We start from the raw sequence: 19,578 nt of genomic DNA on the forward strand, positions 1-19,578 counted from the left end.
ATCTTTCATAAATCCCAACAATGAGAACAAAAACGGAATAACAGCAAGTAAAGCGAAGGAAAGATCCTCCGCTTTACTTGTGATGCATTCAGTTCTTCTGTGAATAGTAACTAACAACGAGCCTAAGTCCCACTGACGTGATATACTATATTTGTAACAGAGATGACTAAGGATTATAATAAAGACAAGGAGATAATCAATATGTCATCAAAGTATGAACCCGAGTTCAAACACAAGATAACGATTACAAATAAGGAGTAAGCAACTTTTCTGGCTCTTTTATATAATCAAAAGCTCTCATGTTATCTACCTCATTCCAAAATTATCTGCCTCATTTTACTCTAAAATGACGGAGATTTCAATGGGATGAGGCAGATAAATTTTCCAGTCATTATGATGTCAAACGGCGAATTGGTAGCGGAATGAAAATCAAATTATTTTCGGAGAATACTTCTCCCCGACTGCGCAGTCACACCGGTGACAGCACATTGTCAGCGGATTGACTGCGGAATCAGGGAGGAGAATTAGTCAAGGTTCTGGTTGCTTACGGCCGACAAGATGGTTTCTGTATCTATGCATTTATTACCCCGTTGAGCTCCAATAACTATGGCATCCGACATGATATTATCTATCGTTCGAGGATTTCCGCGTGCATGACCGGCGATTACTGATAATGCAGCATCTTCGATGATGGCTTTAGAGGATCCGGCAATGCACAGCTTGTGTACGATATACGCTACTGTTTCTTCATCGGATAAACCTTTATAGTTGTAATGCACCGTTATACGTTGTCTGAGTGCTTCATGAACAGGCCTGCGCAGAGTGTTATTAAGATGCGGCTCTCCGCATAGAATCAGGGCAAAGCCATTAACGGAGTCATAGCCGTAATTCATCAGCATTTTTATATCATCCAGGATACCGGTACTAAGATACTGAGCTTCATCAATGGCAAGCATAAGCGGTTGGCGCTTTTCTTTGTATAGATATCAGACCTGCTCTTGTATAGCCTTGAACATCCCCGGTTTTCCGCCTTAGGTAGATATCCCAAGGGTATAGCACAGTTCGCGATAAAACTCTTGTAGATTTGCACTGGCCAGGCACTTTCCATCTCCAGGGGTGGGTCAGTTTTAATTATAAATCAACAACTGCAGCTATTGCAACATGATAAGCATATCCAAGTACTTCATAAAAATCTTTGTCGATATCTCCATAACTCATTGTAAAATCAGTTGCACATTCCGCAAAATATAATCCTGTGAATGATTCACAGAACATATTTTATCGCAAGGCTTTTGAAAATGGAATAGATTTTACCTGGCACTTTCATTATAACTAGTTTTTTTACCATATGCATCTGTATAATGTAACACGCCATTTAGATATCGCACCTCATCGTCCGAAACAGCTTCATCAATAATTTCTTGTTTACCACTTATTTTTGAGCATTTATAGATAGCACTGTTTTTCTGATAATAAATAGCTTTATCTGTAACAATAAACCAATTTACAGTAGCCATATTTTTCAAAATTTCATCAGTATCGTTAGATTCATCTTTTCTTAATCCATAAAAATCCTCTGTGTTATCACTTCCTGCACTGTATACTAATTTATCTTCAAATGACTCTAAATCGACGCTGCGTACAATAATATTTGAACTATTTTCATCTTCCAAAAGATAATAACAGTAATGATCATCCACAAAAATGTTAGTAATGCTTTGTTGAAGTGGAATTACATTTCGTGTTATTTCAATAATATTATTTTTCGCATCTTTACAATATACCTGATTTTCATTCTGGTCAATATAATACATATTTCCACCCATGGTCATATTAATCTGCGCATTGAGCGTACCGTCAATGATAACCTCTTTATCCTCACTTGTCTCTCCACATCCCGCCAGACAAACACATATGAGCAAGCAAGGCAAAATCTTTGAAGTCATTTTTATATATTTGCTTTTTCTGTGATTAGAAAATTTACTAAATACAATGTAAGAAAAAAGCACTATCAAAAATATATCCATAGACAACACAATCAACATTGTTTTTGTCCCGATTGCCTGAAAAGCAATCACTTTTTTTAATTGGTTATCTATGAGCTGATGTGTATATCTATCTGGCCAAAAGAACCCATTAGCTGAAAGAAGCGCTGTAATCCAAGGAATTCTATACAGTATCGAACTATTTGAAAAAATCATTTTCGGTAATATTACCAAAAGAACTGCTAATACCATACAAATTTCTCTTCTTTTAAGTAAAACTGTCATTAACATTGCAAAGCTTACAAGGAACATACATCCGAATATTGTTATCATAAATTTAAAAAGCAGAGCAGTTCCTAGTGATATTCCATAACGTGAATTTTCATAAAATTCGATTGTATTCAAAGGATAATCCGCATGATGTAGTCCAACTGTAGACACCAAATACATGATGTGTACAATCTGAAATAAACCAGCAGAAATAATAGCACCTGCAATCCCGATAAAAATCTTACATCCCGTCAGTCTATTTCTTCCACATGATGATACAATCATAATATTCATCTCATTTTCATATTCTACACTAAACAGCATTACGCCTAGTAAAACCACAAATACAACTAATAAATAGTTAATATTATCATGGCAAAGAATCGACTCCCATCCCCTTGTATCCATCAGATAACCGCTTCCTGAATCCGATTCATATATATAAACATGGTAAAAGGATTCAAAAGCCTGCTTTTTAAGCTTGTTAGATAACATATTTGCAGTATCTTTTTCAAGCTTTTTATATTCTTCTTTGATCTGTGCGGTCTTCTCCGTTGTGATTTTTCCTTCATACTTATCAAAAAAAGAAGTATAATATGATTCTGAGCTGCGAATTACTGTTGTCGTATCATAACCTACAACAATATAATATGCTGCATTCAGGAAAAGAAACACAAATAGAAACAAAATCAAATGCTGTTTTATAAATACTTTATATAACTCAGATCGAATCATAAAATCACTTTCTCCTCTTCTCTACTACAAGTATAGTAAAAAGCAGAATCACTATTAGTGCAGCTTGGACACCATACAAGAAACTATAAGATGTCATATAATGTCCACACAAATTTATTTCTTTTAACGATGTTGCAAGCTCTCCTAATTTCAGAAGTGAAAATGGACTGATTAATGTCAAAACATTTTCCACAAAAGTGATTCCACTATTAAATCCGCTAAAATACAGAAAAACTGATGCATACCCAATCATCGCAATAAACGCTGCATAAGTATTATTTATCAGTCTGGCAATCATTGTCAATATGACTGCTATAATTGCAAAGCCAATACACTTAGACAAGACCTCCAGTAAATAGAATCCAATTACAGATATATTAAGCGGTGTATATCTATATTCAGTGAGAGAATACAGCATCATTTTTGTTCCACTTAGCCCATACTGCATATGAATCACTGCATAATTGATAATACCAAATAGTAATTCAAGCCAGACAGCCACAAAGATATGTGCTATCAATTTTATTGGAATATACATTTTCCGTCCATAAGCAGATGTAATTTGAATAATTTCCATCGCATTCCTTTTCTCCCTGGAAAAGGCTGGAATAATTCCTACAATCAGCAGCACCAAAATAAACAGATCGGATTTGTCATAAGAAAATAAATGCTTCCATCCTCCTGTCTCATAAAAATATAATGGATTTCTATTTTTATAATGTTTCAAAATGAACGTATTTTTTTCAACTTCGTATTTATTATTTTTATCAGAGAAAAAGTGAATATTTTCCTCTGCTTTTTCAAGTAACCCATCATTCAATTCCTTATATGTAACAAGATACTTGATTGGATTATAAAAATGCTCTGTTAAGAGGCTGTAATCTCCATGTACATATCCTGTATGCATACTTGGGTCATATTCAGTGCTATAATCACCACTTACTAAATTATAATACCTTCGGTATTCTTTGGACACATAGGATACTTTTTCAGCATTTAACTTTCCATCCAAATATTGATGTAATTCTTCATAATATTTATTTTCTTTTTCTGACGCATGTACTTTTACATAATCTTCTGTGTATCCACCATTTGTATGATAATCCCATTCCAGCCAAAAGATATTGATTATAACCAGACTGATCATCATGAAAAAAAATGACTTTCTGATAAATTCTTTTCGAAGCTCAAAGTATAGTATTTTCATGAAAATCACTTTCTTTCTTAAAAATCGACAAGAATACTTCCTCTAACTGCGGTTCAACTATTTTAGCACCTTCTGGAGCATGATCACTGATCACTCTCAAATAAACTCCATCATTTTCTCTTTTCATGTTTGATACCAAATACGCTTTTTGAATATCCTTTGATTGTTCTTCACTTACGCATAGTGAAAACACTTGCCCTTTGATACCATTTCTCAATGCATCTGCTGTTCCCTCACAAATAACATTCCCTTTTTGCAGCATAATAATATGATTTGCTATGTATTCAACATCAGAAACAATATGGGTTGCGATAAGGATCATTCGATCTTTTGCAATTTCTGTAATGATATTGCGAAATCGGATTCGCTCTCCAGGATCCAGACCAGCCGTAGGCTCGTCTAATATCAATATTCTTGGATCGTTTAATAGTGCCTGTGCAATGCCCAAACGTTGTCTCATTCCACCGGATAATTCTTTTATTTTTTTCTTTTTCTGATCTGCGAGATTAACTGCTTCAAGTACCTCCTTAATCCTGCGTTTTCGCTCGTCCTTCTTAATTTCTTTTATGCAGCAAATATATTCCAAAAATTCATCCACCTTATAATTGGGATAAAATTTCGGATATTGAGGCATAAAACCAATTAATTTCAGATAATCAGTTCCTAAGCTTTTTATATTAGTTCCATCTAAAAATATTTCTCCGTCCGTGGCATTTAAGGCACCAATCAAAATATTGATCAATGTGGTTTTTCCTGCTCCGTTCGCCCCCAACAAACCATATATTCCATTTTCAAAGGTCATATTAACTGATTTAAGTGCATAAAAATCCCCATATTTCTTTGTAATGTTATTTAGCTGTAAATACATGGTAAACCACCTTTCCAGCAGCTCCGTTTCCTATCAACAGATAATCGTTTTTAGAATTACCGAAATCGTAAAACTGAACGCCTTTCTCTGTTGAAAACGGAATTTCTTTTACGCACTCTTTATTTGACAATTGATATATCCGTACTCTGTGCTTCATCAATTCATTGTCTAAGCGGACATACACAATCAGATATGCTCCGTCACTTGTGACAGTAGCAAATGTACTTTCTGTATTGTCCACAGGAAATACGTTAGATTGATTCTTTTGGCAATCATATATAACTACCTTCCCACTTGAACTATGTGTTGACGGATCTTCACTGTCATTTAGCACAAGACACTCTCCCGACACACGTATTTGATCTGGACTATAATCGTCCTCTTCTTCATAAACTATCCTGTCAGTACTCAAATCCCAATATCCGTATCTTGTAGTTGCTTTCGTGTCTCCTTTCACTTGATAAAATCCTACCTTATTTTCATCAACAAAAGCAATCTCATATTCAGAGAAACCATCCTCTTCAATTTTATGAACTTTTTGTTCTCCACTTTCAACATCGAGGACATATATTCCATTTATTGTACTCCATGCAATATGATGACCTAAAGGATCAATCTTAGGTTCTTCCTGACTCTCTTGAATTTCTGTCATCAGTTTCTTTGAAATCATACTTTTCAAGTCAATTACATTCTTTTCCTGCAATTTTTCATCGTATAAAATAAATTCATATGAAGTTTTATAATCAGATGAACCTGTACTTATTACAATTCCATTTTCCTGTTTTGCATTATCTACATCTTTATCATATGTTGATTTGACTATTGCATAACCGTCTTTTATTTTTTGATATGCGTCGATAGTTTCCGTACTTTTAACTGGTACCTCTTGTAATACCTTATTCAAGCTCAAGTCTAAAAGAGTTAGTTTTTTATTTATCTTGTCATATTCTAAATCCACATACGAAACTTTATTGTCAATTAACTTACTTTCTGTATTCTTTTCAGAAAAATCGTTTATTTGTGCATTCTGATTTCCTGTTGAATCCTCTTTGCTGCTACAAGCGGAAATCAGGCATATGCAGAATATTGATATTAAAAACAAACTAATTTTTTTCACTTAATCCACCTATTTGTTTATTAATAAACACCTTTCACTTTGCGTTGTATCATCTTGAATCACATAATCTTCACCACTTGTCGCAGCAACTGCATAAAATGAGCAAGGTTCCTTATACTTCGAAACATCTATACTTACATCAAAAACAGTCATTTTATCTGTTGTAGTTTTTATTTCGCAATAATCGTAATTGTCGACTTTTACAGGCTCATTATTTATAAAAAAAGTGATTTTCTTTGCTACCTCTTTTCCTCCATACATTTGTAACGTAAGGTTTAACTTTCCGTTCTTAGAATACAAGCGATTCCTTTTGTCTGCTGTTTTGATTTCAAGATATGAAGTATAATCCAATGGATTATCGGTATCATTTGCAACAAGACCTTCAAGCATTGCCATAGTTTCTTCTGGAATATCAGTAATAGTAGTTTTCACGGTATCTGCTTTTGTTTCATTTATTCCTGATGCCTGCATCTTTACAGGAATACAAATTGTAGAATTAATATGTCCACAATTTCCAAATGATGTATTTCCATCCTGCTTTGGTAAATAATCCGATCTAAAAACAGTTGCAAATTGCATACCTACCACATCACCTTTTTTACCAGATATTGGTGTGACAAGTGCTGTAAAGTTAATTGTTTCATCTGGACCTAGTGTAAAATAATGAACCATTTGTTTTTTACTTACTTTTCCATTCAACGTATATGAATATGGCTGAACCTCTCCATTCAAAAACAACATTGCAGCGACTTCAGTATTTTCTGAATTATCCAATGCTCCAACATATAGTGGAACCTTCATTTCTGAACCTGAATAGGTATATTCATACTTATCGGCATGCTTAAATCCCATCGAAACTGATCCTTCTGATTTTTTTATAAGATCATCATCGCTGCTTATTATAGATGATAAGTCAGAATCACTATCTGTATTCACATCTGATGATGAGTTATGCTTACTAGTACAGCCGCTACAGAAAACCGTACAGATCACCATCACATACACCATTACTATATTTCGAATATGCTTCATTATTTCATTCCTTTTAAAAATAGTCGCAAGAGTATTATTCCCTTGCGGCTACTTCTACAAACATTGACACTACGGTTAAAATGTTTTTGCTAAATATTTAACAACGCTACCTGTTCCCCTAGCCTCATGGCTTGAAAAACAAGCAAGTTCAGTACTGCTTGAGTAATTGGTTGCTTTGATAACATCGTTGACCTTTGCATTATTCTTTGTAACACTTGCTGTAGCAACTGTTGCACCTGTTGCATTAATCTGAATCACAACACCTGTAATCAATTTTTTAGCTGTTTTGGTAACAGAAGTTCTAGCTGTAACAGTTGAGCCACTTCTTGTCAGTGAATAGCTCATTGTTCCAAATTCTGAAGTTGAAACAGTTGCTGCATTGGCTGTCAACGGAATACTTCCCAATAAACTTGCGGACATAACTAATGATAATGCCATTTGCTTGATTCTCTTCATGATAACTTCCTCCTAATTTCATTTTTTAACTGCGTCGGTACTTTTGGTTCATACAACAAACCACGACACAATGAACTTGCATTACTTCGAGCAATAGCTTTCACCGCTTGAAGTACGAGACGGGCACCTTTCTGGGATGCCTTGTTCACTTGTTTATTGTCGATAGTTATCACCTTACTTTCTTAATTGTCTGGCAATTCCGGGTAACTTTACTTGTTTACCATGGTATGTGCCTAATATAACAGAGTATTTATTTTTTTCAATCCCTCTATGCACGAATGGTAGCCCAAAATGCACGAACGGTAGCATATTATGGATACCTTCGCATTTGCTTGTATCTTAATGAAAAAGAGCATTATCTGGTCAATCAGAAAGCAGTCCCGCGGCATATGCGGGAAATGGGCATACAGGCCATATATCCACATCAACACAAGAAAGCCGAAACCGGCCAACAAAATTAATACTTACCTGCTAAAAGTGCTTAAAACTTGCCATCCGAATCAGGTTTGGTCTATCGACATCACCTGTTTTTTAAAAGTGCCTCGACAAATGGGTTCACTTTAAAAAGACATCCTATTAATTTGTAAAGCGTCTCATTAGATTTTTAATTATTTCTACTATCGTTAGAATAACTACGCAACAAAAGGAATAAAACAATGTGATATTCATCTTCGTGTTCCCAATTTTATAAAACAGCAAAAGCCCAATACTAACAATTACCACAGAAATAAATTTATGTATCCACTTTTGTTTGGCAGATAAACATATTTTATTGTTACTTATAGGTGCAAATAATATACACATAAGGACAAGTATCAAATACCCTAGTACAGTTGGTTTTAAATAGATTATAGCCCACTTATCAAGACAACCGAGAAAAAAGCTACCTAAGATACATGTTAACTGCGTTGGAGCATGAGCACCTCCGGTATAATGCCGTAACAATGAAAAGGTAATTACCCAAATTAGGGTATAGCCGAGTGTATGTGATAAAACTCCCCATACGAACAATAACACAATGGTTATAAAAGTGTTCAAGAAACATTCTAAGCCATATCTGTATATTTCTAATTGATCCGCAGAAACATCCTCCCCTGATAGTTCTGCTAACTTATTAGCAATAGATGTAGCCCACTGCGTAATCATTCAAAATCCCCGCTTGTATCAAATCTAGTTGTATATTTGGCGAAAGCACTTATCACAGCTTTGGAATAAGAGCGTGCAATTTGTATAGTCATATGATTTGACAATTCAATCGTTCCTGATGTAATACGATAGATATGTGCCATATTCACAATATAAGAACGATGAGTTCGGATAAATTCACCTGGCAAATGGACAATAATCTTATTTAGGGTAGACATTTGTTCATAGCATTTGCCATCTACAGTCAAAATATCAACATAATGTAATCTGCTTGAAAATGTCAATATATCTGTGTAGGGAATACTTACAATTTCTCGTTTGTTTCGATAAATGTATGTATTATTAGATAACTCTTTCGCAATATCATCCAAACACAGAAAAAGAGTATGCTCTTTGACGGGTTTAAGCAAGTAGTTTAAAGCTCTGACTTCATATCCTCGGAATACATATTCTCTAAAGGCTGTTAAAAATACAATAATGCCATGATACCCAGATTCCCGAAGGCGTTTAGCGACTTCAATTCCATTCATTTGCCCCATTTGTATGTCAAGAAAAAAAGCTGAAGCCTGTATAGTGGTGCATTCGGAGTTTTTTGAAAAATACTCTTCGCCCGATCTGTATTCGTTAATTTCAATATCCCAATCATATTGCTGTCCATATTTTCTTATTCCATTTTTCAGTCGTTCTAATTCAATCACAGAATCTTCCAGTATGGTTATTTTCATTTTCATAGTAGTTTGTCATTCTCCTTATCTGGTATCATAATATGCACAGAAAAAATTTTATTATCGGACGTAATCTGCAATACGCCATCTGCCTTTTCTACAAGCTCTTTTACTCGTCTTATCCCCAGTCCATGTTCTTTTTCTTGTTTGACACTCAAAATGTCTCCATGAATGCTATATTTTATCACACCATCATAATTATTTTCAATGTGGATCAGTATCATATTCTGGTAAGGTTTAATATAAAAATAAATGTACGGCTGCTCGGTTGGATTAGAGCTTATAAGTCTTTCTCCTGCTTCAATGGAATTATTCCATATATTTCCAAGTATGGATGAAAGCTCAACAGAATCAAGCGGAAAATTTTCGGGAACCATAATAGAGTATTCTGTCTTAATTCCGTGTTTTTCCGCATAATCAAGTTTGGCGGTAAGTATGCAGTCAATAGCAATATTTCCTGTTGCTATGGTACTTTGCGTAGCTGTAAGAGTGTTATGGTATTGCTCTGTATATGCTATAAGTTCATCCCATTTCTTCTCTTTGGCTAATACGTTGATTGCATCCACATAAATCTGCATATCGTGTTTCATTTTTCGTAATCGTTCTGTTGTCTCAGATAGGCTATTGAACTCAGTCCTTTCCAGCTCATAAATCTTTTGTTCTTCCAATAATCGTATGTTTTCTTCTTTTGAATATCCTAGCAGATAAATGTATTGCATCAATGCCAAAAACAAAACAATAAAAAATAGGTTGATAAAAGAGAGCCTTGCCGAAAACGAAGAATCATCAAATTTATCAACAGATTCTAAGGTCAGCATTAATATGTAGTGTCCGATTGCAAGTCCAGAAATTGCGATACAAATATATGCAACTTTTTGGAAAGAGGAAAGAGATATGTCTTTATTTCCAATATAATGAAATAGCAATACAAAAATCGCTATCATTGCCAAGTACAGCATAGTAAATGGCTTTCTCAATTCCCCACCTGTTAACAATTCCAAGGATGCTCCTTTATACAGCGATACTGGAATAAAGAATGTAATCTGTTCTGCAACTAAACATATAATGGAATATGAGAATCCCCAAAAGATACGGAGAATAAAATTATCACGATAAAACAAAATTGCATATACAATATCTAATACACAAGATGATATCAGGGTGACATAGGATGATACTCCCATTTTATTGAGCGTACATAAAACAGCAAACTGCATGAATGCAAAAAGAAACATCCAAACTGCCTGATGTTTATAATTTGCTCGAATATGCAATTTTGTATGGATGAATATTAGAAACAAAGCCAGTTCTAAGAAATCAACAATATATTCCCACATTGAATCAATATATAGCACAGTTTCCACTTCCTTAAATCATTTTCAAATATAATTATATCATTAATGAAGTGGGCACACAACATAATATGCTACCGTTCGTGCATTTTGGGCTACCATTCGTGCATAGAGGGATTAAAAAAATAAATACTCTGTTATATTAGGCACATATCATGGTAAACAAGTAAAGTTACCCGGAATTGCCAGACAATTAAGAAAGCGAGGTGATAACTATGGACAATAAACAAGTGAACAAGGCACTCCAGAAAAGTGCCCGTCTCGTGTAACGATCGTTATTTGCCTGACCTTTATGCGGAACCGGAGGTTTCCTATGAAAAAAAACTATTGCATTAAGTATATGCACACTCGTTCTTTCGTTGATATGTATAGGAATCGTAAAGATTTCCAATTATGATATTAGAAAATTCGGTGATCTTGAAAAGACACATTGTGTTACATTAGTTGAAAAGCTTAAGCTGTGTTAATTGCTGCAGGCATATGGGATCCATATGCCTGCTTATGACCTAGTTCTGATAATCTATGTCTGATGATGTCTTCAGCGGGTAGGAAATAAGAGCAGCGGAGTCAAGATCTTCATGGTGCATGTCTATTGCACAGATGCGGCTGTTGTCATAGGTGCGGTAGTAGTATATGCCCTTGTCCATGTTGCAGCAAGAGGAATAGATCGTGATCTCGTATTTGCCATTGCCTAAGTCGCAGCATCCTCGCTGCTGTTCAACGGAACCAAGAATATGGAAAAACTGGCTGACGGAGGAGGCTTCAGAATCATCTGAGATAGAATTCATACGTGTAAAGGCAACCTTTACAAAGCGTGAACCGGAGGATAAGTCTCCCGGTATCCCGATACCTCCCATACCGCGGCTGTATTCATCAAGGGAAAGCCCCTTGGCAAAGGTGCTTTCGCCAGCAGCTGCCGACACACCCCGGTAGTCATTAAGCCTGAATAGCTGGATGTCGAATGTAGGATTGTTTGTCATTACTCCTACAGGATTTTCATATATGTGCAGACCATCTTTTACCGATTCAACAACGATCTGTCCGGTCTGGTCCGCTATCATCCAGTGAAGGGGCGTTATAGGAAGCTCCTTACTGAATGGGATACCAACAAGCCTTATTCTCTCAAGAAGCTTCCTGGCATCATCTAATGTCTTGCACTGTCCCAGTACCCATGGGATAAACTCAAACGGAGCTACTTCATCCTTATCATCATCACAGGGCTTCCCGAAATATCCGTTTCCCGGGAAATTGAGCCCTGCCATTGAAAGACCGAATTCGTTAGTCGCATCGTAGTACAGGGGAAAACCCTCGCATACAAAGGCCATGCCGATAATAGCGTGGTGAGTCTTCATCGTATTATTTTTACGGAATGGTATGGGAAAATTTCTCGGAGTGATAGTAACGGACTCCTGATATGAGAATTCGAGATCAAGATTTCTTCCGAAATAATGATCAGCTGTCTGATATGTGACACATGTACACATGGTATGCCTCCTTTTGGTCTGATTGGTATTAACTCTTATACACCCATATTTTAATCCAATATCAGAAGTAATACAAGCATTTCTATATGGCCGGACATTCTCTGGGAGGAGCCATGGCGGGGAATTTTGCGGCAGAGCATAAGAATATCGTATATTCCTGTTGAAATAGTCTGCGCTAAAATTTATAATTAAGGGAAAACAAAAGAAAGTCAGGAGTTAGAATGAAGTTCATTTCGTGGAATATAGATTCGCTAAATGCGGCTCTTACATCGGATTCAGATAGAGCTGCGCTTTCAAGGCAGGTGCTTTCTACGATCGCTGGAGAGGATCCTGATGTCATTGCCATCCAGGAGACCAAGCTTTCGGTAGCCGGTCCGAATAAGAAGCAGGATGCAGCCCTGAAGGAATTTTTCCCGGGATATCAGGTGGAATGGGTCTCTTCACAGCCACCGGCCAGGAAGGGCTATGCCGGGACCATGGTACTTTTCAGGGAAGGCATGGAGGCAAAGACCACGGCTCCAAGGATCGGAGCACCGGATACAATGGACTATGAGGGCAGGATCCTGACAGTTGATTTCGGTGATTATTATTTTGTGAATGTATATACTCCAAATGCAGGGAGCGAGCTGAAGCGACTTGCAGACAGACAGATCTGGGATAAGCTCTATGCTGATTATCTGGCCTCTCTGGATAGTAAGAAACCAGTGATAGCCTGTGGCGATTTCAACTGCGCGCATGAGGAGATAGATCTGGCTCATCCGGAGAATAACCATTTTTCTGCAGGGTTTACAGACGAGGAGAGGGAGGGCTTTACCAACCTTTTGAACAGAGGCTTTGTTGATACCTTCCGTTTGCTTCATGGAGATATTCCATCGGTATATTCCTGGTGGGCTCAGCGTATCAGGACCTCGAAGATCAATAATTCGGGCTGGAGGATCGATTATTTCCTTGTGAGCGATCGTATAAAGGAGCGGGTAAGGCGGTCCGAAATGCTTGACTCCGGTCCAAGGCAGGACCATACACCGCTTGTTCTGGAAATGGATTAAGAGCTGCATCTTTATGAGGTGGATGATGATCACAGGTAGGCAGCAGGCGCTTGATTTTGGTTTATCCTTCCCGGATACCTATCAGGATGCGCCATTTCATGATGATAACTGGCAGCTTGTCAGATATAAATGCAATAAAAAGGCCTTTCTATGGACCTATGAGAAAAACGGATTCATAAATCTTAATGTAAAGGTCGACCCGGACAAGGCTCTTTTCTGGCGTGATATGTACCAGTCGGTTGTCCCTGGATACCATCTGAACAAGGATCACTGGAATACCATCATACTGGACGGGACTGTTCCTGACGACGATATAAGGCAGATGATAGCTGACAGCTATGATGCCATCTCTTTTAGCCCTGCAAGACGGATCTATGAGGCAGTTAAACGGATCCCAAGGGGATGCGTGGCTACATACGGACAGGTCGCCCGTATGGCAGGCGATCCGGGAATGGCAAGAGCAGTCGGAAACGCTCTCCACAGGAATCCTGATCCGGATAATATCCCATGCTACAGGGTCGTGAACTCTAAGGGGCAGCTGGCGGAGAAGTTTGCATTTGGCGGAGAAGGCAGGCAGGAAGAGCTGCTTCGCTCGGAGGGAGTTTTGGTCACAGACGGAAAAGTAGACCTGGATAGGTTCGGATGGAAAGAATAATATGGCTGAAAAGGTGTATAACAGACTTGAAATAAGGCTTGCTGAGAAAAAGGATATAAAGAGAATAGGAGAGCTTCTGGAACAGGTTAACAGGATCCATCACGATATCAGGCCGGATCTGTTCAGGCTTGGAAGAAAGTATTCGGAAAGGGAACTTGAGAAGATCATAGGAGATAAGTCGACTCCTGTGTTTGTCGTTACAGATAGAGAAGACGGTATGCTGATCGGCTACTGTATGACCAGGCTTATAGAGATAAAGGACGATCAGATCAGGACGGATATAAGGACCATATACATAGACGATCTCTGTGTTGATACAGCTTTTCGTGGCAGGCATGCAGGACTGGCGCTATATGAGGCAGTGAAGGAATTCGCCAGAAGAAATAGCTGCCAGAACGTAACGCTACATGTCTGGGAAGGAAACGATGGGGCCAGAGCCTTCTATGAGACAATGGGTATGAAGCCTATGTATACATGTATGGAGGAGAAGCTATAGGGGCAGCGGATAGCAAAGCCTCAAACCTCATCAGTTTCCTCTTCTCCTTTCATTCTGCCGTATTTTCTGGCAAATTTCCCTGACTATCCCTGCTTTCAAATATATTTCAATTTTTATAATGAACTATTGGAAGTGTCTTTTCGACAGGAATGCTGAATGTGTTTTTATTTAGGTAAAAGATTTTCTCCTGAAAGGAATATGTTTCTAAGAAAATTGATATATTATTTTCGGATCAGTCAATTTATACTGATACAGTAAGGCATATTGGCCCGTCCGAAAAGGGGAAAGCGGTAGTAGAACAGGCAGGGCCCTAAGTGCTGGAAGGAGGTTATTTTTGAAACGAGGAAATGAGACAGGGAAGGTAAGGAGCAGGCTTCTGGGGCTTATCCTGGCGCTTGCCATGGCGGTCACACTGCTGCCAGGGACGCTGCTTTCCGGAATTGCAGCAACAGAGGGTGCATCCAAGGGGATCAGGCTCTATATCAAGCTTGTGGATGGACAGACAGCGAAGTCGGTCTATGTGAACTCATGGGGAGGTGAGGTCGAATCAGACAGCACCAATGCGAAGGTTCCGACAGGCTGGGGAACTACCAAGGTATATGGTCTTTTATCAGATGGTGTTTCGGGCTTCGGCTATGTAGATCTTACGAGCGATAAACTTGAAGGAATGCAGCTTGTGACTCTTGATAATTCAGGAACTGCAAAGACACAGGCTGATATATGGAATCCCGCTGTCCTTAAGGCAGGAGTAGACAAGGTCTATTATGACCAGAAAACAGCTAAATGGTACAAGGACCAGTCGCTTACTGAGGAAATAAAGGCAGCTGAGGTAAAGAATGTCTTTGTGCTTGCCGGTACTCTTCCTGGAGCAGGCTGGAAAGCATCAGCTTCAGATAATGAGGCAAATACTTTTAAAGCGGCAGAAGAAAATAAGTTCTCGATCAGCTATGAGCTTTCGGCAGGTAAATACGAGTTCAAGGTCCTTCAGGATCCTGACAACAAGGGATGGAAGCTGCCATGGAATGTTCAGGGTCTTAAAACCGGAGACGGCGGTAATTCTATACTTACTGTTGATAAGCCTTCAAAGCTTACCCTCTCTCTTGACGCGACAGATACAGACAAGAAGGTCAATGTAAGTCTTGCGGGGATAAAGAGCCTTGTATTCGATTCTCAGCCTGCTCAGGTAGTTGCCGGAGAGACTGTCTCACTTGATACTGATGCGGTCTACTACAACGGGAGTGACGATAAGGGAGAGCAGGTAAAGGTTTCCTATACTCTTGAGGATGGAGTCAGGGGAGCTTCGATAACAGACGGGAATCTGTCGGTAGATAAGGACTTCTCGGATGATTCAGTTACAGTAGTTGCGGCATACGGCGATTACACGCAGAAGGTTACCATACCGGTAGTAGCAAAGGAATATAAGGTAAAGATAAACTTCTACAACCAGGACTGGGATGTGACAAAATCTGATATCTACATTTGGAAAGTTGGTAGTAGTAGTCAGAATACGACAGTAGCCCTGAGCGGGACAGTAGAGGATAAGGAAAACGGTATCACCTGGGCAAGTGGTACAGTGACCCTGCCTTATAATGAGCTTGGTCTTATCGCAAGAAAGACAGCAGGCACCTGGGCTGCCGGTCAGGACGGCGACCATTCATTTACTATTCCTGAGGATAAGACAGAGATTACCCTCTGGTATGTATTTGGCAAGGATCCAGTTACTGAAAAGCCTGAGGTAGAGACTCACGCTTCCCGTTATCTGGACTTTACATATACGAATACAGCAGCCAAAAAGCCGTTTTTCTACAGCTGGTCTATAAATGATACGACTAAGTTCCTTCTGGATAAGCAGGAGGATGGCAGCTGGCATAAGAGGATAAAGATCCCTTACGGCGTGACGGATGTGAAATTTGTTCTGGGACTTGACGATTCCGCAAGTGACTGGGTAAAGGACGGCGGAGATCACGAGATCTCGTTTACAGCTGATCAGAATCTGATATTTGTAAGGCTTGATAAGGGCAGTGAGCCGGTGCTTTCGGCGCCTCTTAACAAGGGATACGAGATCGACACAGCAAAGAAGAAGGTCAACTATTACTATAGAGATGATCAGGCTCTGCTCGACGACTCGCTTTCCTCGAAGAAGATTTCGCTCGAGATAGAAGGAAAGAGCAGCATTGACCTGACCTATGATCAGGCAGACAAGCGCTTCGAGGGATCAGCTCCTCTTGAGGAAGGAAGGACAAAGTACCGTTACAGTGTGGATGGTAAGGCGCTAACAGACGCCTTCAATGAGAATAGGACAGATGACGGATATTCATACTTTGACTACTACAGGCCTGACATTACTGTAAAGGCAGTATCAGACAAGGGGAGCCTGAATTATAACACAAACGATGTCATAAGGCTCATTGTGGACCAGAAGAATATTTCAGAAACTAATCCGAAAGCAGAGATAAAAAGCGCATATGTTGATGCCAGCGCTCTTGGGGCAGGAAAAAGACAGATAGATCCTGATAACCTTGCTGTAACGATTGCCTGCACAGAGGATATAAAGGAAGGAAGCTATGAGCTTCCGGTATCAGTTATAGACCAGTTTGGCAACAGCTATTCGACTACAGTCACTGAAAAGGTGACAAAGAGGACGAAGTCAGGCGCTGCGGATGATTTCGACTGGGATGAGGCGACGATCTACTTTATGGTTACAGATCGTTTCTTCGATGGAGACAGCTCAAACGATGCAGCAAATGATCAGTTCCTTACTGACGAGGAGAAAAAAGAAGGGATCACCACCTATGGCAAAAACGCAGGACTCTATCATGGAGGCGATTTCAAGGGTATTGAGAACAAGCTTGATTATCTTAAAGATCTGGGAATAAATACCATCTGGATCACTCCGGTAGTGCAGAATATTCCTGGAGTAAAGGTTGGAGCAGATAATCATGGAGACGATGTCCCGTACAATTCAGCCTACCATGGATACTGGGCAAGTGATTTCACGAAGTTAAATCCGGCTCTTGGAACAGATGCTGACTTTAAGAGCATGATAGACAAGGCTCATTCCAAGGGAATAAAGATCATGGTGGACATGGTCGTAAATCATGCAGGCTATGGCACAAAGAGCACCTTTGGCTCCATGCTCCGTTCAGGAGATGATATAGTAAAAGGAGATGACCAGAAGTCAAGCCTTTCGGATCTGCCTGATTTCAAGACAGAGGATAAGTCTGTAAGGGATAAGCTTGTCGCATGGCAGAGTGCCTGGGTGGAAAAGTTCGGGATCGACTATTTCCGTGTCGATACTGTAAAGCATGTGGATCTCGCTACCTGGCAGGCGCTTAAGAATTCCCTTACTGATATCAACCCGTCATTTAAGATGATAGGAGAATATTCAGGAGGAGGCTACGCCTCAAACGGCATGACCCTTGGCAGCGGAGCCATGGACTCGGATCTTGACTTTGATTTCAACGACTGGGCCACCCAGTTCGTAAAGGGATCGGTTTCTGCTACAGAGAGCAATCTTACAGGAAGGAACAAGAGACTTGATTCCACCTATCTGACAGGTCAGTTCCTTGGAAGCCATGACGAGGACGGATTCGTATATAAGCTCAGGCAAAATGGAATGAGCGCGTCAGATGCGCAGGCAGCAGGCCTTGTTGCTGCATCTCTTCAGCTTACAGCAAAGGGACAGCCTGTGATCTATTATGGCGAGGAGATAGGACAGTCAGGCGCAAATAATTATCCTTATCAGGACAACAGATATGATCTCGACTGGTCAAAGGCCAATGACAGCAATCCTGTATTCGCACATTACAAGAAAATGCTGTCTATACGTAACAGATTTACTGATGTCTATGCACGTGGAGACAGGAAGACGATCGAGGCAAATGACAGCAAGGGCTACGATGTCTTTACCAGAAGCTATGATGGCACCACTCTTTACAATGTGCTGAATACAAGAAATGCTGCACAGCCGGTTGTGATCAGTGGATTAGCGCCAAACGGAGTTTATACTGATCTCTACAGCGGAAAGACTATGACAGCTGATGCGAGCGGCAGTCTCACGGTAAACCTTCCTGCATCATCTGACGGCGGTACAGTGATCTTTGGAAAAAAGGTATCAGGGAACTCATCATCTGGCGCTGGATCTGCTTCTGGATCTGGATCTACTTCTGGATCTGGTTCTGCATCCGGCTCATCTCAGGGAAGCTCCTCTGCTTCAGAAGGCAGCTCTGAGAGCAAGCCAGATGAAGACGGAAAACAGGATAAGCCATCATCTGATCAGAAGTCATATTCCCTTGAAGGCGATGCTGCTAGCGGCAGTCTGGTAATAAAGGATAAGACTGGAAAGACAGTAACAGATCAGATAGTCGAGATAGACGGAAAGAAATATGCTACAGACAAGGATGGCAGTGTCGCTGTTAACAGATCTGTAAAGATCGATGGCAGGAAGTATGTCGCAACGAAGGACGGTACTCTTGCGACAAAGGGGCTTGTAAAGGTCGGAAAGAAGACCTTCGTAGTAAAGAAGGATCAGACTGTCGCCTCGGCTTCAACTGTAAAGATCGGAAAGTACACCTATGTCGCATGCAAGGATGGCCTTTTAGCAAGGAAGACCATAGTAAAGACTTCTGATGGAACAAGGTACTATGCTGACAAGAATGGCCGGATCGTAAAGAAAAAGGTCGTTAGCGTAAAAGGAAAGAAGTATTACACTGATTCCAAGGGACGTATAGTAACCACAAAGTGGGTCAGGGTTGGAAAGAAGAAATACTACTGCTCCAAGAGCGGCAGGATAACAAAGACTGTTAAGATTTCAAAGAAGAAATAAGTCAGAATAAAAGCAACTGACATGAAAGAAATCGCCCGGGATTTCCCGGGTGATTTTTTGCAGTACAAAAATAAATGATTTCGGTTGTAATAACAACAGACATGCGCTGACCTACCTGTTATTATTAACAAAAATATTGCAGGTTTCCTGATTATTTTTGTAGACTTTTTACAGAATCT

At 39.3% G+C, this 19,578-nt stretch carries 18 protein-coding genes and 1 pseudogene; 6 read left to right on the forward strand and 13 right to left on the reverse strand.

Features of this window, described 5'->3' with window-relative positions:
- Nucleotides 1-524 precede the first annotated feature (524 nt).
- The 9 genes from ACTNCK_RS07785 to ACTNCK_RS07825 form a co-directional block, all read right to left on the reverse strand.
- Complete coding sequence (locus ACTNCK_RS07785) at nucleotides 525-956, reverse strand: ExeA family protein (protein WP_441081938.1); 432 nt, start codon at nucleotides 954-956, stop codon at nucleotides 525-527.
- 175 nt (nucleotides 957-1,131) lie between these two features.
- Nucleotides 1,132-1,275, reverse strand: coding sequence for a hypothetical protein (locus ACTNCK_RS07790; protein WP_441081939.1), 144 nt, complete (start codon nucleotides 1,273-1,275; stop codon nucleotides 1,132-1,134).
- A gap of 35 nt (nucleotides 1,276-1,310) precedes the next feature.
- Nucleotides 1,311-2,990 (reverse strand): hypothetical protein, encoded by a 1,680-nt coding sequence (locus tag ACTNCK_RS07795; RefSeq protein ID WP_441081940.1) that lies wholly within the window; start codon nucleotides 2,988-2,990, stop codon nucleotides 1,311-1,313.
- Nucleotides 2,991-2,994: 4 nt separating this feature from the next.
- Nucleotides 2,995-4,197 carry a hypothetical protein gene (locus ACTNCK_RS07800; RefSeq protein ID WP_441081941.1) on the reverse strand — a complete coding sequence of 401 codons (1,203 nt, stop codon included), beginning with the start codon at nucleotides 4,195-4,197 and terminating at the stop codon, nucleotides 2,995-2,997.
- Nucleotides 4,178-5,065, reverse strand: a complete 888-nt coding sequence (locus tag ACTNCK_RS07805) for an ABC transporter ATP-binding protein (protein ID WP_441081942.1) — start codon at nucleotides 5,063-5,065, stop codon at nucleotides 4,178-4,180. Before ACTNCK_RS07805 ends, ACTNCK_RS07800 begins: the two co-directional genes overlap by 20 nt.
- Nucleotides 5,046-6,182, reverse strand: coding sequence for a hypothetical protein (locus tag ACTNCK_RS07810; protein ID WP_441081943.1), 1,137 nt, complete (start codon nucleotides 6,180-6,182; stop codon nucleotides 5,046-5,048). The genes ACTNCK_RS07805 and ACTNCK_RS07810 overlap by 20 nt, the downstream gene beginning before the upstream one ends.
- Before the next feature lie 9 nt (nucleotides 6,183-6,191).
- Nucleotides 6,192-7,118 (reverse strand): hypothetical protein, encoded by a 927-nt coding sequence (locus ACTNCK_RS07815; protein WP_441081945.1) that lies wholly within the window; start codon nucleotides 7,116-7,118, stop codon nucleotides 6,192-6,194.
- Nucleotides 7,119-7,289: 171 nt separating this feature from the next.
- Complete coding sequence (locus ACTNCK_RS07820) at nucleotides 7,290-7,670, reverse strand: hypothetical protein (RefSeq protein ID WP_441081946.1); 381 nt, start codon at nucleotides 7,668-7,670, stop codon at nucleotides 7,290-7,292.
- Nucleotides 7,667-7,843, reverse strand: a complete 177-nt coding sequence (locus ACTNCK_RS07825; RefSeq protein WP_441081947.1) for a cyclic lactone autoinducer peptide — start codon at nucleotides 7,841-7,843, stop codon at nucleotides 7,667-7,669. The genes ACTNCK_RS07820 and ACTNCK_RS07825 overlap by 4 nt, the downstream gene beginning before the upstream one ends.
- Before the next feature lie 105 nt (nucleotides 7,844-7,948).
- Between ACTNCK_RS07825 and ACTNCK_RS07830 the strand changes: the two genes are divergently transcribed.
- Nucleotides 7,949-8,131, forward strand: a complete 183-nt coding sequence (locus tag ACTNCK_RS07830) for a transposase (RefSeq protein WP_441081948.1) — start codon at nucleotides 7,949-7,951, stop codon at nucleotides 8,129-8,131.
- A gap of 115 nt (nucleotides 8,132-8,246) precedes the next feature.
- Here the strand turns inward: ACTNCK_RS07830 and ACTNCK_RS07835 are convergent, their stop codons facing one another.
- From ACTNCK_RS07835 to bsh, 4 genes are all read right to left on the reverse strand, one after another.
- Entirely contained in the window at nucleotides 8,247-8,816 is a 570-nt protein-coding gene (locus tag ACTNCK_RS07835; RefSeq protein ID WP_441081949.1) for an accessory gene regulator B family protein, read from the reverse strand.
- Nucleotides 8,813-9,547, reverse strand: a complete 735-nt coding sequence (locus ACTNCK_RS07840) for a LytR/AlgR family response regulator transcription factor (protein ID WP_441081950.1) — start codon at nucleotides 9,545-9,547, stop codon at nucleotides 8,813-8,815. Before ACTNCK_RS07840 ends, ACTNCK_RS07835 begins: the two co-directional genes overlap by 4 nt.
- A complete protein-coding gene (locus tag ACTNCK_RS07845) occupies nucleotides 9,544-10,896 on the reverse strand; it encodes a GHKL domain-containing protein (RefSeq protein WP_441081951.1) in 1,353 nt (450 codons plus the stop codon). The genes ACTNCK_RS07840 and ACTNCK_RS07845 overlap by 4 nt, the downstream gene beginning before the upstream one ends.
- A 503-nt stretch (nucleotides 10,897-11,399) precedes the next feature.
- Nucleotides 11,400-12,377 carry a choloylglycine hydrolase gene (gene bsh, locus ACTNCK_RS07850; protein WP_441081952.1) on the reverse strand — a complete coding sequence of 326 codons (978 nt, stop codon included), beginning with the start codon at nucleotides 12,375-12,377 and terminating at the stop codon, nucleotides 11,400-11,402.
- Between the two features lie 83 nt (nucleotides 12,378-12,460).
- Here bsh and ACTNCK_RS07855 point away from each other — a divergent pair.
- From ACTNCK_RS07855 to ACTNCK_RS07875, 5 genes and pseudogenes are all read left to right on the forward strand, one after another.
- Nucleotides 12,461-12,541: pseudogene (locus tag ACTNCK_RS07855) on the forward strand (hypothetical protein); the annotation flags it as partial.
- Between the two features lie 57 nt (nucleotides 12,542-12,598).
- The gene (locus tag ACTNCK_RS07860; protein WP_441081953.1) at nucleotides 12,599-13,423 is read left to right on the forward strand and encodes an exodeoxyribonuclease III; all 825 of its coding nucleotides are present in this window, start codon (nucleotides 12,599-12,601) and stop codon (nucleotides 13,421-13,423) included.
- A 28-nt stretch (nucleotides 13,424-13,451) separates the two neighbouring features.
- Nucleotides 13,452-14,078, forward strand: a complete 627-nt coding sequence (locus ACTNCK_RS07865) for a methylated-DNA--[protein]-cysteine S-methyltransferase (RefSeq protein ID WP_441082004.1) — start codon at nucleotides 13,452-13,454, stop codon at nucleotides 14,076-14,078.
- A 1-nt stretch (nucleotide 14,079) separates the two neighbouring features.
- Nucleotides 14,080-14,574 carry a GNAT family N-acetyltransferase gene (locus ACTNCK_RS07870; RefSeq protein ID WP_441081954.1) on the forward strand — a complete coding sequence of 165 codons (495 nt, stop codon included), beginning with the start codon at nucleotides 14,080-14,082 and terminating at the stop codon, nucleotides 14,572-14,574.
- Between the two features lie 334 nt (nucleotides 14,575-14,908).
- Nucleotides 14,909-19,399, forward strand: coding sequence for an alpha-amylase family glycosyl hydrolase (locus ACTNCK_RS07875; protein ID WP_441081955.1), 4,491 nt, complete (start codon nucleotides 14,909-14,911; stop codon nucleotides 19,397-19,399).
- The last annotated feature ends 179 nt before the right edge of the window (nucleotides 19,400-19,578 follow it).

The sequence above is a fragment of the Candidatus Weimeria sp. HCP3S3_B5 genome (assembly GCF_052064335.1).
GTDB lineage: Bacteria > Bacillota > Clostridia > Lachnospirales > Lachnospiraceae > Weimeria.